The 13,956-nt window shown below is 66.8% G+C and carries 14 protein-coding genes; 8 read left to right on the top strand and 6 right to left on the bottom strand.

Translation table 11 applies throughout. The features are described 5' to 3' along the window. Both RXV88_RS13815 and RXV88_RS13810 read right to left on the bottom strand, forming a co-directional pair. On the bottom strand, positions 1-944 hold a 944-nt coding region (locus tag RXV88_RS13815), incomplete at its 3' end, for a calcium-binding protein (RefSeq protein ID WP_316293807.1). A gap of 214 nt (positions 945-1,158) precedes the next feature. After that, positions 1,159-2,139: a ribose-phosphate diphosphokinase gene (locus tag RXV88_RS13810; RefSeq protein ID WP_316293805.1), complete on the bottom strand. Its 981-nt coding sequence runs from the start codon at positions 2,137-2,139 to the stop codon at positions 1,159-1,161. 213 nt (positions 2,140-2,352) lie between these two features. Here RXV88_RS13810 and RXV88_RS13805 point away from each other — a divergent pair, with 213 nt between their 5' ends. Both RXV88_RS13805 and RXV88_RS13800 read left to right on the top strand, forming a co-directional pair. Continuing rightward, the gene (locus RXV88_RS13805) at positions 2,353-3,396 is read left to right on the top strand and encodes a hypothetical protein (RefSeq protein WP_316293803.1); all 1,044 of its coding nucleotides are present in this window, start codon (positions 2,353-2,355) and stop codon (positions 3,394-3,396) included. Positions 3,397-3,408: 12 nt separating this feature from the next. Continuing rightward, a complete protein-coding gene (locus tag RXV88_RS13800) occupies positions 3,409-3,819 on the top strand; it encodes a GtrA family protein (RefSeq protein ID WP_316293801.1) in 411 nt (136 codons plus the stop codon). 6 nt (positions 3,820-3,825) lie between these two features. Here the strand turns inward: RXV88_RS13800 and RXV88_RS13795 are convergent, their stop codons facing one another. Beyond that, the gene (locus RXV88_RS13795) at positions 3,826-5,241 is read right to left on the bottom strand and encodes a UbiA family prenyltransferase (RefSeq protein WP_316293799.1); all 1,416 of its coding nucleotides are present in this window, start codon (positions 5,239-5,241) and stop codon (positions 3,826-3,828) included. A gap of 187 nt (positions 5,242-5,428) precedes the next feature. On the opposite strand from RXV88_RS13795, the gene RXV88_RS13790 reads away from it, so the two are divergent. From RXV88_RS13790 to RXV88_RS13780, 3 genes are read left to right on the top strand one after another with little or no spacing between them, the layout of a single operon-like run. Next, the gene (locus tag RXV88_RS13790; RefSeq protein WP_316293797.1) at positions 5,429-6,472 is read left to right on the top strand and encodes an NAD-dependent epimerase/dehydratase family protein; all 1,044 of its coding nucleotides are present in this window, start codon (positions 5,429-5,431) and stop codon (positions 6,470-6,472) included. Between the two features lie 25 nt (positions 6,473-6,497). Beyond that, positions 6,498-8,249 carry a hypothetical protein gene (locus tag RXV88_RS13785; protein ID WP_316293795.1) on the top strand — a complete coding sequence of 584 codons (1,752 nt, stop codon included), beginning with the start codon at positions 6,498-6,500 and terminating at the stop codon, positions 8,247-8,249. Beyond that, positions 8,246-9,229 (top strand): SUMF1/EgtB/PvdO family nonheme iron enzyme, encoded by a 984-nt coding sequence (locus tag RXV88_RS13780; protein WP_316293793.1) that lies wholly within the window; start codon positions 8,246-8,248, stop codon positions 9,227-9,229. Before RXV88_RS13785 ends, RXV88_RS13780 begins: the two co-directional genes overlap by 4 nt. Before the next feature lie 7 nt (positions 9,230-9,236). On the opposite strand, the gene RXV88_RS13775 is transcribed toward RXV88_RS13780, so the two are convergent. Beyond that, positions 9,237-10,136: a helix-turn-helix transcriptional regulator gene (locus tag RXV88_RS13775; protein WP_316293792.1), complete on the bottom strand. Its 900-nt coding sequence runs from the start codon at positions 10,134-10,136 to the stop codon at positions 9,237-9,239. 166 nt (positions 10,137-10,302) lie between these two features. Between RXV88_RS13775 and RXV88_RS13770 the strand changes: the two genes are divergently transcribed. Next, a complete protein-coding gene (locus RXV88_RS13770) occupies positions 10,303-10,494 on the top strand; it encodes a hypothetical protein (RefSeq protein ID WP_316293789.1) in 192 nt (63 codons plus the stop codon). Between the two features lie 84 nt (positions 10,495-10,578). On the opposite strand, the gene RXV88_RS13765 is transcribed toward RXV88_RS13770, so the two are convergent. Together RXV88_RS13765 and RXV88_RS13760 are read right to left on the bottom strand one after the other, a co-directional pair. Then, entirely contained in the window at positions 10,579-11,463 is an 885-nt protein-coding gene (locus tag RXV88_RS13765) for a hypothetical protein (protein WP_316293787.1), read from the bottom strand. A gap of 109 nt (positions 11,464-11,572) precedes the next feature. Continuing rightward, the gene (locus tag RXV88_RS13760; RefSeq protein ID WP_316293785.1) at positions 11,573-12,469 is read right to left on the bottom strand and encodes a LysR family transcriptional regulator; all 897 of its coding nucleotides are present in this window, start codon (positions 12,467-12,469) and stop codon (positions 11,573-11,575) included. Between the two features lie 129 nt (positions 12,470-12,598). On the opposite strand from RXV88_RS13760, the gene RXV88_RS13755 reads away from it, so the two are divergent. Together RXV88_RS13755 and ygiD are read left to right on the top strand one after the other, a co-directional pair. Next, on the top strand, positions 12,599-13,021 hold the full coding sequence (locus tag RXV88_RS13755; RefSeq protein ID WP_316293783.1) for a DoxX family protein: 423 nt from the start codon (positions 12,599-12,601) through the stop codon (positions 13,019-13,021). Positions 13,022-13,080: 59 nt separating this feature from the next. After that, positions 13,081-13,902, top strand: coding sequence for a 4,5-DOPA dioxygenase extradiol (gene ygiD / locus RXV88_RS13750; protein ID WP_316293782.1), 822 nt, complete (start codon positions 13,081-13,083; stop codon positions 13,900-13,902). Positions 13,903-13,956 lie beyond the last annotated feature (54 nt).

The following is a 13,956-nucleotide window of genomic DNA, read 5'->3' as shown; positions in this document are numbered from 1 at the left end:
GTGACAAAGGCGCCAAACTGGCCCGGCGTGAACCCGTCGTCCTGCAGGTTGCGCTCATAGGTGTCGTTGCCCGGGCCCGCATCGACGAAATCGAGCCCCTGGTTGTCGTTGATCGTGTCGTCGCCCTCGCCGCCCAGGATCGAGTCCGGCCCGCGGCCGCCATAGAGCCGGTCGTTGCCGGACGAGCCGGTGATTGTGTCCGCGCCGTCCTCGCCGCGGAACAGGATGCCGCCGCCGGTGCCCGAGGCATCCATCACGTCGTCGATCTGGGTGCCGCGGATTTCGTCGATGCCCGAGATCACGTCGGTGTTGCCCTGGGTGTCGATCACCGTGCCCGCGGCAAGGTCAACCTCGATCCCGCTGCCCGCACCTTCGAAATAATCGACCTCGTAATCATAAACGATCTGGTCCCAGGCCGCGCCGCCCAGGATCGTGTCCGCGCCGCCAAGGGGTGCGAAGGCCATGCCGGTCAGACCGGCGGTGTTGTCGAACGTGTCGTCGTCCTGGCTGCCTTCGAAATACTGGATGAAGGTGAAGGTGTCGTCGATCTGGCCGGGCGTGCCGCTGACCGCCGTGCCGCCACCGTCCGCGCCGAGGGTGATCGTCACCCCGCCGACGCCGGAGATGTCGCCATAGCTCAGATCGGCGCTTTCACCGGCGTTCCATTGTCCTTCGTGCCCCAGCACCGTGTCGCTGCCCAGACCGGGGCGGATATAATCGCCAAAGCTCTGGCTTTCGGCCGAGCCGCCCGAGGCGTCCAGCGTATCGTCGCCACTGCCGCCCTCCAGCCGGTCGCGGCCGTCTCCGCCATCGAGACTGTCGTTACCGCCGAAACCGCGCAGCGTGTCGTCGCCGCCGCCGCCGATCAGCGTGTCGGGGCCGTCGGTGCCTTCCAGCAATTCGGGGTCGGGGGTGTTGAAGCGGATGAAGCCGGGAAGGTTCATGGAAATCTCCTGTTTCGAATAACCGGTCGTATGGGCAAACGGATCCTTCGCATTCACCGGGAAATATCCGGATCATGCATTTTCGTCATACCATTTGAAATCGTCAGCAAAAGAAGAGACGCTTTTCCACATTTTGCTGGAAAAGCGAGCGTTTTCAATCTGTGCGGGCATTCCGGCGCGGCTGTTCGTCCGTTCGCGCCCGCAAGCCGCGCGGTCAGGGCAACAGGGGAATTGGCGAGGCGTCGAAGGACGTGCCGTCATGCAGCGCCCGCATCGCGCGGGCGATGAGCGGCGCGCAGCCGACCACGCGAAAACGCGCGTCGGGCGGGTGCTGCCCTGCAAAGGGCGCGGCGCTGTCGGTCACGGTGACGCTGTCCAAAAGGCCCCCGCCCAGCAGCTTCTCCAGACCGCCTGGCGCCATCAGCGCATGGGTGGCATAGGCGTGCACCGCGGCGGCGCCGCGGCCCCGGAACGCCTCGGCGGCGCGCAGCAGCGTGCCGCCCCCGCAGATCATGTCGTCCAGAATGCAGACCGGCTGCCCGTCGACATCGCCGGCGGTCAGGCTGCCGGTCACGACACCGGCGCTGCGGCGCTTTTCCATGAAGCCAAAACCCATCGCCGCGCCGGTCTCGGCCTCGAGCGCCTCGCGCAGCAGTTGGGCGCGTTTCACACCACCGGAATCCGGCGACACCACCACCATCGGACCCTTGCCGAAGCGCCCGCCGATATCGGCTGCGAACAGCCGGTCGGTGGCCAGATGCAGCGTCCGGCAGCGAAAGGCGTTCTGGAAGGCCATGATGTTGTGCACATCGACCGTCACCACCACGTCCGACCCCGCGGCCTCGAAGAGCTGCGCGACATAGCGCGTGGTGACCGGATCGCGCGGCTTGGTCTGCCGGTCCTTGCGCGAATAGGCGAGGTAGGGCGCGATGGCGGTCACCCGCGCTGCGCCGTTTTCCCGGCAGGTCGCGACAAAGAACAACAGCCGCAGCAGCTTGTCGTTGGCCGAGCCCGTGGCATCGCCCTGCAACCCGTGCAGAACGAAGACATCGCGCCCGCGCACGCTGACCATCGGTCGCGCCTTGTGTTCGCCCCCGTCAAAGTCGCGCTCTTCCAGCGGCGCAAGCCCGGTCCCGGCGGCCTCCGCCACGCGGCGGCCGAGCGTTTCCGATCCTTTGAGCGCAAAGAACAACATGCCGGAACACTGGCCCCTGGCGCGGCAAGGCGACTTGATCGAGGTCAATGTCGCGCGCGGGTTCGCCGCGCATCCTGTCCGGCATCGGCCCTCCACCAGCCGGGGGCTCAGGAGCGACATCATGTATCCGGAGCTGCGTTGCGCGATGCCTGGCCAAGCGTCGACAGAAAGTGTCGGTGGACGGGACGTCCACCTTGGCAGCATGTACGCGCCATGACGGGGCCGGTCTTCCCGGGCTGCAAGAGGGCAGAGGTTACGCTGGCCGCCAAACGGGCCTTTCTGGAAAGCGGGGCGGCCTGGCCGGGCGAAGCCACGCCGGAATGCGTGGAAACCCACGGCTCGCTGGTGTTCCTGACATCGGATCGCGCCTGGAAGATGAAAAAGCCCGAGCGGCGGCATTTCCTCGACCTGAGCACCCTCGCGGCGCGGCAGGTGGCCTGCCAGGAAGAGCTGCGGCTGAACCTTGAACTGGCCGGCGATGTCTATCGCGGGCTGACGCCGCTGGTCGCCGGGGCGGACGGGGCGCTGTCGCTGGGCGGCGAAGGCCAGATTGTCGAATGGCTGGTCGAGATGCGGCGGCTGCCCGAAAACCAGATGCTGGACCAGCGCCTGCAACACGGGCCTCCGCCCCAGCGCGCCGAGATCGACGGGGTGGCGGACCGGATGATCGCCTTTTACCGCACCGCCAGTCACCCCGAGGGCGCCGGGCAGGCGTTTCTTGCGCGCCAGTGCCGCGAGGCGCGCATCAACAGCGCGCATCTGACCGAGATGCGGCACAGGCTTGGCGCGCCTTTCGACGCGGGCCTGGCCGAAAGCGGACTGGCGCGGATGATGGCCTGTGCGGACGAAATCCTCGAACGCGGCGCGGGCGGGATCATCGTCGAAGGCCACGGCGACCTCAGACCCGAGCATGTCTGCCTTATGACGCCGCCGGTGATCTTCGACCGGCTGGAATTCGACCAAGAGCTGCGGCTGGCCGATCCTTACGAAGAATTCAACTATCTCGGGCTGGAATGCGAGGCCCTGGGGGCCGGGTGGATCCGAGACGCCCTGCTGACGCGCCTCGGGCAGTCGGGGATCGGGCCGCCCAGCCCGGCCCTGATGACCGCCTACGGCGTCAACCGATGCCTCACCCGGGCGCGGCTGGCCATCGACCACCTGCGCGACGCCGACATCCGCACGCCCCAGAAATGGCCTGCGCAGGCGCGCTATTATCTGGCACGCGCGGCGACGCTCGCCAGCTTGGACGAGCCGTAAGGCGGGGATGGGGTGACGACGCTTTCGCTCATTCTGCGTTATGCCGGGTTCGCCGCCCTGGCGACCCTGGCAAATCTCGGCGCTCAGCGGCTTGTCCTGTGGCTGGATGATGGCTGGTTCGTGCCGGCGCTTATGTTCGGAACCGCCGTCGGGCTGGTGCTGAAATACGCACTGGACAAGACCTGGATTTTCCACGATGCCCCGCGCCCCTGGCGCGACGAGGGCCGCGTTTTCACGCTCTACACGGCCACAGGGATCGGCACGACGCTGCTGTTCTGGGGTTTCGAGACGGCCTTCTGGATGATCTGGCAGACCCATCCGATGCGCGAGCTTGGCGCGTTGATCGGGCTGGCGCTGGGGTATCTGGTGAAATTCAACCTCGACCGCCGGTTCGTCTTTCAAGCGCCGGGCCGGTCCGGCTGAGCCCGCTCAGACGGCGATCAGAAAGCTGACAAGCCCGGCAAAGGCGATGGCCAGCCCGGTCCGGTCGTTCAGCATGAACTGCACCGGGTCGTAATCCTCTGCGCCCTTGGCGCTCAGCCAGACAAAACGCAAGAGCCAGAAGGTGATCAGCGCGACCGAAAGGCCCAGCAGCCCGTGCCGCCCGACCGAGGCGCCGACCCCCGCGAGGTGGAACAGGAACAGCGCGGGCACGAGACCGACCGCGATATAGGCCAGGTATTCCAGGCGCCTCAGGTCGGCCGCCGAATAGCCGCGCCGGGGCAGATGGCCGGGCATCCGGATCCGGCTGAGCGCGGTGATCCGCTTGACGCAGGCAAGGGCTGCAAAGACCGCAAAGCCGAGCGCCAGCAGAACGGGCGGGATCGACACCCCCGCCGCGACACCCCCGGTGACCAGCCGCAAGGTATAAAGCCCGGCCAGCAGCAGGACATCCATCCAGCGCAGCTCTTTGACGCGCAGCGAATAGACCAGGACAAGCGCCATGTAGACCGCCACCAGCCCCGCCACCGGCGGCCCCGCCGCCAGCGCCAGCACCAGCGCGAGCGCCAGCAGCACCGCGCTGGCGGTCATGGCCACGTGGATCGGCAGATCGCCCGACGCGATGGGCCGCTTCCATTTCTCCGGGTGGCGGCGGTCGGCGTCGAGATCGAAGAGATCGTTCAGGATATAGAGCGCCGAGGCGGCAAACGAAAAGGCGACCGCCGCGAGCGTGACCGCCAGCACCGCCGCCGGATCAAAGACCCCCGCCGCCACGAGCGGCAGGAAAAGCAGCAGGGATTTCACCCAGTGATGCGGCCGCAATTCGCGCAAGAGCGTCCCGGGCCGCCAGCCGTCCTCAAGCAGGTCGAGCGGCTTGCCCGTCGCCTCCAGCCTGCGGCGCAGTGGGGCCGGGGGCGCCACGGCGACGATCCGGCGGGCGCCCTCCCAGGCCGCCAGATCTTTTGCCGAATCTCCGGCGAAATCATAGCCGCCCGCCCCGAAGTCGCGCATCAGCACCGCCGCCTTGGCAGCACCTGTCAGGTTGTGGCCGGGGGTTGATCCGAAATGCGGCCCGGGCAAACCGATCCTTGCGGCCAGCGCGTCGACCAGCCGCTGATCCGCCCCCGACACCAGCCGCACATCGCGCCCCGCCGCCCGGGCCTCTTGCGCCAGATCCAGCACAGAGGAGCGCAGCGGCAGGCGGTCGATGGCCGGAGCGGCGATATCCGCCAGCTCGTATTTCAGCCGCGACGGCGCGCCGTACCAGCGCCAGACCGCCTTCACCGCCGCCAGGGGCCTTTGGCCAAGCGCGGCCCAAAGGCTTTCAAGCAGCAGATCGGTGCGCAGCAGCGTTCCGTCCACGTCGAGAACGAGCGGGACCGGGGCAGTGTCGTCTGAAACCATGCGCCGAATGTTCCTGAGGCTCCTTTTGGCCGGCCCTGCCGGGCTTTCGTGCCGGTCGGGTCATCTGCATATTTTTGTACCCGGCCAGCGACGCGCAAGGATTTGAGGCAGATCAAGACCGCCGGCGCATTTCTTTGCGACCGTGGTGTCGCGGCGTGCAAGGGGGCGATTTTCCGGGATTGCGCGAATGACAGGACAACGGATCTTGGTGACGGGCGGGGCCGGCTTCATGGGGATCAACCTCGTGCGGTATCTGCTGGCGCGCGGGCACGAGGTTCGCAGCATGGATATCGCGCCCTTCGCCTATCCCGAAGCGGAGCGGATTTCGGTGCTGCAGGCCGATATCCGCGACCGCGCCGCGCATGACGCGGCCTTCGCGGGCGTCGATATCGTGGTGCATTGCGCTGCCGCCCTGCCGCTTGCGGATCCGGCCGAGATCCGCTCGACCAATGCCGAGGGAACGCGGATGCTGCTGGACACCGCGCTGGAACGTGGTGTCGAGCGGTTCGTCCATATCTCCTCGACCGCGGTCTACGGCATTCCCGACCACCATCCCCTGATCGAGACCGACCCGCTGCAAGGGGTGGGGGCCTATGGCCAGTCCAAGGTCGAGGCCGAGGCGGTTTGCGAGTCCTTCCGGGGCAAGGGCATGCTCGTACCCGTGCTCAGACCCAAGAGCTTTGTCGGCCCCGAACGGCTGGGCGCGTTCGAGCTGCTTTACGATTTCGCCGCGGGCGGGCATCACTTCCCGGTGCTGGGGCCCGGCGACAACCTCTATCAGCTTCTGGACGTCGACGACCTGAACCAGGCCGTCACGCTTTGCGCCTTCGGCGATGCGGCGCGCGTCGATGACACCTTCAACATCGGGGCCGAGGAATTCGGGTCGCTGCGCGACAGTTTCCAGGCCGTGCTGGACCGGGCCGGGTTCGGCAAGCGGGTGATCGGGCTGCCTGCGGCCCCGGCAATCTGGCTGCTTCGTGCGCTTGAGGCGTTGAATCTGTCGCCACTCTACAAATGGATCTACGAGACGGCGGCAAAGGACAGCTTTGTCAGCATCGAGCGCGCCAAGACGCGGCTGGGGTTCCAGCCGGTCCATTCCAACCGCGATGCGCTGATCCGCAATTTCGAATGGTATCTGGCCAACCGCGACCGCATCGCGGCGCAGACAGGTGTGACCCATCGCGTGCCGTGGAAACGCGGCGCGCTGAGACTGCTGAAGATGGTGATCTGATCCGACGCCACGGGAGGAGGAGGCGATGAAGAACATATGGCACTGGCAGGCCGCCGCCCTGATCATGGCACTTGCCGCGATGCCGTCCATATCCGCCGCTCAGGACGCGGCCGTGCTGGACCGCCAGTGGGAGGCTTATGAAGCCGTCGCCGCCAAGTCCGTGCTCGACCTGCAACCCTTTCGGCAGACCGTCTCGGCGGCTGACGCCGAGGCCGGAACGCATGTCACGCTGATCTCGCTCAACCCGGCGACGCGGGCGTGGTTTCTGCTGGAACTGCGCGCCGCACCTGACGGCAAGCCAACGCAATACCATCTGGAAAACGCCGACCCGTCGCAAGGCGACGTGGCGCTGGACACGGGCGAGGCACCGGCGCTTGTGATCGGCGAAGGGGCCGGTGCCACCCGCTGCCGGCCCTGGGCGGACGGGGCTGCGGCGCTGAAAACGGCGCGCGACGGTGGTCTGGCCTACGCGCCGCTCTGCGGTGGCGCGCTGTTCCTGCGCAACCGCGTGACCGGCTCGCGCACCAATATCGAGGCCACGGCGGAATTCCTGCGCCGGAACGTCTGGGGCGGCGAATCCATCGTGCGGTTCGTGCGCGACAGCTTTTTCAAGGATTCCGAGCTGGAGACCTCTGAGGCGGTCGCGCCGGGTGGACCTGCCGCATCCTCGCCCGGCCCCGCACCGATGAAAGGCAAGCTGCCGCCAGAGGACCAGCCGGTGATCTCGACGCTGCTCGACATCGCGCTCAAGGACGCCGACCCGGGCCGCATGGCTCTGGGCCAGTGGTACGCCGCCGACGGGCTGGACGGGGTCTTTGCCAGCGCCTTTCAGCCGCGCGCCATCAGCGACGAGATCATGGCGATCCCCGGCGCCAACCGGCTTGACGGGATCGAGGCCAAGGCCACCGGTTACATGATCGCCTTCGACCTCGGGATGTACGGGATCGGCTATGCCCTGGGCACCGACCATCCAGAGCTTGGCTGGTCGCCCCGCCCGCCCGCGTCGATCCGACCGCGCGGTCTGCCCGGGCCCGACGGGATCAACACCGCAAGCCCGCTGGTGATGCTGGGAATGGTCAACCCGGTGATCGCCGACCGTGCCGTGGCGACCTTCACCGCCGGGTTCAAGCGCCGGCACGGTGCGTTCAAGTATGGCGACATGGCCACGTTCAACCTCGGCCACCATTACGGGTTCATCGAAAAGGGCGTGATCCTGAGCAAGCTTCAGCCCAACCTGTCGACGCTTTACGGCCTGACCGACGGGACCCTCGTGATGAAGACCTGGCAAGAGGCCGACAACGCGCTCTTGCCGCGCATCGCATTTGCCCGGCAAAACGGCGTTCCGTTGGTCATGACCGACCCCGACACCGGCCAGGCCGTTCCCGGCGACCGGGTCACCCAATGGGGCGGCGGCAATTGGTCGGGCTCGGCCGAGGCCGAATTGCGCACGCTGCGGGCCGGGGCCTGCATGGCGTCGTCCGGCGGGCGGCGTTACCTGCTTTACGGGTATTTCTCGACCGCCACGCCTTCGGCCATGGCGCGCACGTTCCTGGCCTATGGCTGCGACTACGCCATGCTGCTCGACATGAACGCGCTCGAACACACGTATCTGGCGCTCTACGTGCCCAAGGGCGGCAAGGTGCATGTGGCCCATCTGGTGCCCGGCATGGCGCTGATCGAGAAGAAGGCCCGCGACGGCACGATCCTGCCCCGCTTCATCGGCTTCGCGGACAACCGCGATCTCTTTTACGTCACCCGCAAGGAGGCTTTGCCATGATCATGCGTCTATGCGCCCTTATGTTTCTGGCCGCGCTGGCGCTGCCGTTGGAGACCGCCGCGCAGACGACGCGGCAAGAGACCAACGCGGCGCTCTTCGAACAGCTCCGCAAGGTGCATGACCTGAGCGCCGCCGAGATGCAGAAACTGCAGGCGATCTTTGCCGGATCGTCGGTCATGGGGCAGGGCAACCCCGCGATCACCCGGCATCCGATGACGCCTGCGCAATGCGCCGCGCGGCTTCCGGGCGGCGTTGCCGGATACGACAACCGCCGCAACGCGCGGATTTGCGGCGACCGCTACATGGCGCCGCTTTACGATCCGCGGACGCAGCGGCCCGAAGACGCCACCGCCTGCATCGACATGTTCGAGTTTCCCAACATCCCCTGCACCTATCCCGTCGTCTGGACCAAGGCCGTCGAGGCCGCGCAGACCTGCGCCGCCATCGGTAAGCGGCTTTGCGACGCGCATGAATGGGAGGGTGCCTGCGCGGGCGCGCTCGAGCCACCGGATTACCCCTTTGGGCGCGGCTCGGTCGCGGCGATGCGCAGCGTGCACAACACCAAATACGCACCGAGCAAAAGCTGGGCCTACGGCCCCCAGTTCCGCACTGGCATCTGCGCCCAGAACAGCGAGAAAAGCAGCACCTGCAATGGCGGCGGCTACCGCAGTTGCGGGTCCAACACTTATCCGACCGGGGCCTTCCCCGACTGCAAAAGCACGCTTGGCGTCTACGACCAGCACGGCAACGCGGCCGAACACATGAACCTGCCGATGGCCCCCGACCAGATGGCCAGCCGCGGCAGCACCAAGCTGGGGGTCACCGAGATGAAAGGCAGCTGGTTCATCTGGGACAAGTACCGCGCCCATCCCGACTGGTGCCGTTGGCGCGCGCCCTACTGGCACGGATCGCGGGTCATGAGCCCGTCGAGCCACGAAAACTACCACTTGGGCTTTCGCTGCTGCAAGACGCTGGACTAACGGGTTGTCATTCGAACCGGTCCCGGCTCAGATATGCCTGCCGCAGCTTCGGACTTCGCCGGCCGAAAAGCGACGAGGCGAAATCTTCGCCCGGAAAAACCCATAGATCGTAGGTGGCATAGCGCCTGTGTCCGCCGTGAAAGCGAAGGCCAAGATCCTCGCAAAGCTGCCGGCCCAGTGCGTTGACCGAGATGGCGCCGATTTCTCGGATGAAGACCTCGCGCTCGGCCAGTTCCTCCAAAACGCTCACGAAACCTGAAAGCAGCAGCCGGGCGGCGGCCTCGTGGCCGCGCGCGACATAGACGGCAGGACAATAGGCGAAATAATCGCCGGGAAGGATCGTGCGTTTCAGCATCTGCGGGGTAAGCTCGCCCTCGTCGAACCGGCATTCCTGGAATTGCGTTTCGAGGTGCCTGCCGGGGAAGATCAGGCCGACATGCTCCACCAGATCGGACCCGCGCATGACATAGACGCCCGTAAGGGCACCTTCCTGCGTGATTTCGCGCCAGATCGTGTCACGCGCCGAGAAACCGTCCGGCAAGTCGCCCGGGTCGCCAGTTTCCATCGCCGCCACCGCCTTGTTCAGCGCTTCCACGGATCCGCCGAACGCGTCGAGAATTTCCGTATCGCGCAGCATTCGGTAGGACGGCGCCGACGTTCTGGGACGCCCCAGTTCCCAGTCCTCGCGGCAGGCTATGACGTCTTCCCGGCTCCAACCCAGATTTTCCACAAGGCGGTGTTCCAGATCGCCACGGATGTAGGACAGCGACCGCTCGTACTTGCTGATTGCGTCCACACTGACATCGAGCGCCCAGGCCAGCTCTTCCTGCGTCATGCGCCCATGCCCGCCGCGACCTGCGCGGTGCGCGCGCAGCTTCCGGGCAAAAAGAGAGGTCCAGTCGGCCATTGGCTACAACAAAGTCAGGGGTTTCCCCGTCAGGATGCCAGAGAACAGGCGACTGCCCAAGCGACTTACGGGTTTCTTACGGGGTGGTCCGGATCGGATCGGTGGGATCGGGGGGCAGGCGCGGACAGGCTGCGGGCATGGTAACCGACCCAAAGGGGGAATATCCATGAACCGCTGGATGTCACCGTTTTCCGATACGATCGACCTGCTTTTCCTTGGGGCCGTAAGCGGCCGGAACCGTCACCGAGGGCATCTGACCAGCGACGCCCCGCATCATGAACGCCAGTCGCGCGCACCCGGCCGGGCGATCTATGGCGGTAAACGGTCGCTGCACGATCCTGACCGGGCCGAACGGTAGGCTGCGACAGCTGACCGCCCCGCCCGCATCGTCGTCAGGGCAAGGGGCCGTCGTTGACGTCTTCGGCTTCCCCGCCCCCGCCCGTCAGTATTGCGCGGCCAGAAGGCGTTCGGGGTCGGCGATGGGGCCTTCGCTGCTGATCAGGGGCGCCAGGGCGGGGTCCTGGATGATCTCGGCCAGATCGCGGGGCTTGCCGTTCACAAAGGCCGTGCGGCTGACCAGCCGAACCCCGTGGCTGTAATCGGCGTAATCGGCGCCGTGCACCGAGCTCAGCGGCTGGATCGGCTTGCCGTTGGTCCGGTGCCAGCCGTAGATCGGCACGCGCCCGGGTTTGCTGCGCAGACGGGTCGTCAGGACAATGTCCTTCTTCAGCCCTGCGGTCAACGCGTCCGGATCGGCCTTGGCCTGCATGCGCAGGGCGTCCAGCGTCTGGTTATGCGCGACGAAATAGGCGGTCGATTCCATCTGTGCGGTCGGCTTCATCGGTTGCGGCGGCAGGCGCGTGACGGCCTGGCGGTAGATCGCATCGACCATCATCGGCGTCGGCAGCAGGAACCCGGTCTCTGTCGCGATCCGCGCGGCGGCGGCCAGACCCATCGGCACACGCACGAAATCCCGGTCGTCGCCCACCGCAAGGTAATCGGGCGTCACGCACAGCGTGACCTGTAGCGTTTTTCCATCGGCGCCCTTGCCGGTCAGGCTGACGGGGGCAAGGTGCCTCAGGAACTGAGGAATATTGCCCGCCAGCACATGCCGGACGACCTCTGCATCGCGCTGCCGTCCGCGCATCTCCAGAAGCTGTGACATCGCCGCGCTGCCCGTGGGGGCCTCGGCTGCGCGCTCCGGCACACCTCCGGCCAGCTGCTGCGGGCACGTCACCGCGGCCTGCCCCGCACCGGCCCAAAGAACGCTTGTTGCCATGATGAAAACCGCGCCGACGCCGCGCGCCAAAAGCCCACTGACCCTCATGTCATCCCCATCCCTGCGTGATCGCCTGAAAGAAGGCCATCTACCGCCCCGGCGATCAAGCGGCAAGCGCGGCGGTGGGCGGGATTCCGCCAGCGGGCTGGTCGCGACCCTATACCAGCGGCGAGGCCTTCATGTCCGCCACCGCAAAGTCGATCAGCGCCCGGACCTTGCGCGGCAGGGCGCGCCCTTCGAGGTAGACGGCGGCGATATCGCCGCGCTCTCCGGTATATCCATCCAGAAGCGGCACCAGCTCGCCGCTCTCGACCGCGCCTTTCAGCGCAAAGCGCGGGACATAGGCGATGCCCAGCCCCTGGCGTGCAAGGTCGACGGCGGCATTGGCCGAATTGACCTGAAAGCGGCCTTCGACATGGGCCGTGGTGTCGGTGCCATCGCGGCGGAACACCCAGCGCCTCGGGGTGCGGCGGTTTGTGTCGACGATGCAGCTGTGCCGCGAAAGATTCTCCGGCCCCGACGGTTTGCCTGCCTTGGCGATATAGGCCGGGCTGGCCACCGGCAGGCTCTGCGACGCGCCAAGCCGCCGCATCTTGAGCGAGGCCATGTCGAAACGGCCGATGCGAAAGGCCAGGTCGATGCCATCGGCGGCAAGGTCGGTGAAGGCGTCGCTCAGCCGCAGGTCGATGGAAATCCCCGGGTTGGCCGCGGCGAAACGGGCCAGCATTCCGGCGACATAGACCTCGCCGAAGGTGACGGGCGCAGACAGGCGCAGCACGCCCGACAGCCCGCGCGAGCCTTCGGACACGTCCGCCAGCAGGTCGTCAAGCTCGTCCAGCAGGGCCGGCGCGCGCAGCAGCAGATCGTCACCCTCCGGGGTCAGCCCGACCTTGCGGGTCGTGCGCTGGAACAGGCGCACGCCAAGCCGCGCCTCGAGCCCGGCGACGTATTTCGATGTCAGACGGTTCGACAGACCCAGCTGGTCCGCCGCGGCGGTGAACGACCCGGACTGGGCGGTGGCGACGAAGGCGCGCAGCTGATCGAAGAGGTCCATGGCTATATTGAGAACAAATCGTGGGAAGTCATTTGTTATATTCGCCATATTGTGGGCGATCTTCAAGGTGTAAATCCTTGCCCACAGACATGCTGTGCACAGCGCAGCCATCGGAAAAAGGATTTCGTCATGACCACGCAGACCAATGCAGACTACGCCGCCCTCGCGCTTCGCGTCTCGAGCGGCGCTCTCTTTATCGCCCACGGCTGGCTCAAGATCAGCGTCTTCACCGTCGCCGGCACCGTCGGCTATTTCGAAAGCCTCGGGCTGCCCGGGCTCTTCGCCTACCTTACCATCCTGGCCGAGATCGGCGGCGGGCTGGCCCTGATCCTCGGTGTCGCCACGCGCCTGGTGTCGCTGGCGCTGATCCCGGTGCTGCTGGGCGCCACCTGGGTTCATGCGGGCAACGGCTGGCTCTTCTCCGCCGAAGGCGGCGGCTGGGAGTTCCCGATCTTCTGGGCCATGGTGCAGGGGGTCATCGCGACGCTTGGCGGCGGCGCTTACGCGCTGCGGCTGCCGGTGCTGCAAAAAGCGCTGGGTCAGTTCGCCTGAACCGTGTCAACGCCCCGGGCGGCCACCAAGCCGCCCGGTTTGCCCAAAGGAACAGACCCATGCAGACCCACACGCTCGAAGAGCTCAAGGACCGGTTCGCCCCAACGGCGCGGATGCCGGTCGTCTTTCTGGGCCACGGCAGCCCGATGCACGCCATCGAGGACGGGCCGTTCGGCCGCGCCTGGGCCGCGCTCGGCCAGAGCCTGCCACGCCCCAAGGCGATCCTGGTGGTGTCGGCGCATTGGATGACGCGGGGCACCACGCTGGTCGATGTCTCGGCCATGCCGCGCACGATCCACGATTTCTACGGCTTCCCCGACGCGCTCTATCGCCAGCAGTATGCAGCCCCGGGACAACCCGAACTGGCGCGCGAGGTCGTGACCCTGCTGCACAGCCACCGCGCCGAGGCGGACGACACCTGGGGGCTCGACCACGGCGCCTGGGCGGTTTTGAAATACCTCTATCCAGAGGCCGACGTGCCGGTGTTCCAGGTGTCCATCGACATGGCGCAGGGGCTGGCGCATCAGCTGGAGATCGGCCGGACCCTGACCGAGCTGCGCGACCGCGGGGTGCTGATCCTTGGGTCGGGCAACGTGGTGCACAACCTGCGCACCATGCGCAAGGACGGCGCGCCGCAGGATTTCGCACTGGAGTTTGACGCATTGTTCGCGGACAGGCTGACCGACCGCGATTTCAGGGCGCTTGCCGACCGCGACGGGCTCGGGCCCCTGCTGACCGCCGCGCATCCGAGCGTGGACCACTATCTGCCCGCGCTGACCGTGGCCGGCGCCTCGGATTCGGGCGACGCGCTCACGTTCATGACCGACGCGATCGACCTTGGGTCGGTGTCGATGCGGTCGTTCATCTTTCACCCGGGCTGAGGAGCCGCGCCATGCTGGTGACCGGCAAGTGGCCCCAGACCTGGCAACCGGCGG

This window comes from Aestuariicoccus sp. MJ-SS9, from assembly GCF_032586235.1.
Lineage (GTDB): Bacteria > Pseudomonadota > Alphaproteobacteria > Rhodobacterales > Rhodobacteraceae > Aestuariicoccus.
Note: the sequence above shows the minus strand (reverse complement) of the source record. Positions and strands in the feature narration are given on the sequence as shown.

What these genes read in the sequence shown, in the direction of transcription:
- RXV88_RS13810 (WP_316293805.1), bottom strand. Translation starts at nt 2,139, where the DNA reads ATGTTGTTCTTTGCGCTCAAAGGATCGGAAACGCTCGGCCGCCGCGTG.
- RXV88_RS13805 (WP_316293803.1), top strand. Translation starts at nt 2,353, where the DNA reads ATGACGGGGCCGGTCTTCCCGGGCTGCAAGAGGGCAGAGGTTACGCTG.
- RXV88_RS13795 (WP_316293799.1), bottom strand. Translation starts at nt 5,241, where the DNA reads ATGGTTTCAGACGACACTGCCCCGGTCCCGCTCGTTCTCGACGTGGAC.
- RXV88_RS13790 (WP_316293797.1), top strand. Translation starts at nt 5,429, where the DNA reads ATGACAGGACAACGGATCTTGGTGACGGGCGGGGCCGGCTTCATGGGG.
- RXV88_RS13785 (WP_316293795.1), top strand. Translation starts at nt 6,498, where the DNA reads ATGAAGAACATATGGCACTGGCAGGCCGCCGCCCTGATCATGGCACTT.
- RXV88_RS13780 (WP_316293793.1), top strand. Translation starts at nt 8,246, where the DNA reads ATGATCATGCGTCTATGCGCCCTTATGTTTCTGGCCGCGCTGGCGCTG.
- RXV88_RS13775 (WP_316293792.1), bottom strand. Translation starts at nt 10,136, where the DNA reads ATGGCCGACTGGACCTCTCTTTTTGCCCGGAAGCTGCGCGCGCACCGC.
- RXV88_RS13770 (WP_316293789.1), top strand. Translation starts at nt 10,303, where the DNA reads ATGAACCGCTGGATGTCACCGTTTTCCGATACGATCGACCTGCTTTTC.
- RXV88_RS13765 (WP_316293787.1), bottom strand. Translation starts at nt 11,463, where the DNA reads ATGAGGGTCAGTGGGCTTTTGGCGCGCGGCGTCGGCGCGGTTTTCATC.
- RXV88_RS13760 (WP_316293785.1), bottom strand. Translation starts at nt 12,469, where the DNA reads ATGGACCTCTTCGATCAGCTGCGCGCCTTCGTCGCCACCGCCCAGTCC.
- RXV88_RS13755 (WP_316293783.1), top strand. Translation starts at nt 12,599, where the DNA reads ATGACCACGCAGACCAATGCAGACTACGCCGCCCTCGCGCTTCGCGTC.
- ygiD (WP_316293782.1), top strand. Translation starts at nt 13,081, where the DNA reads ATGCAGACCCACACGCTCGAAGAGCTCAAGGACCGGTTCGCCCCAACG.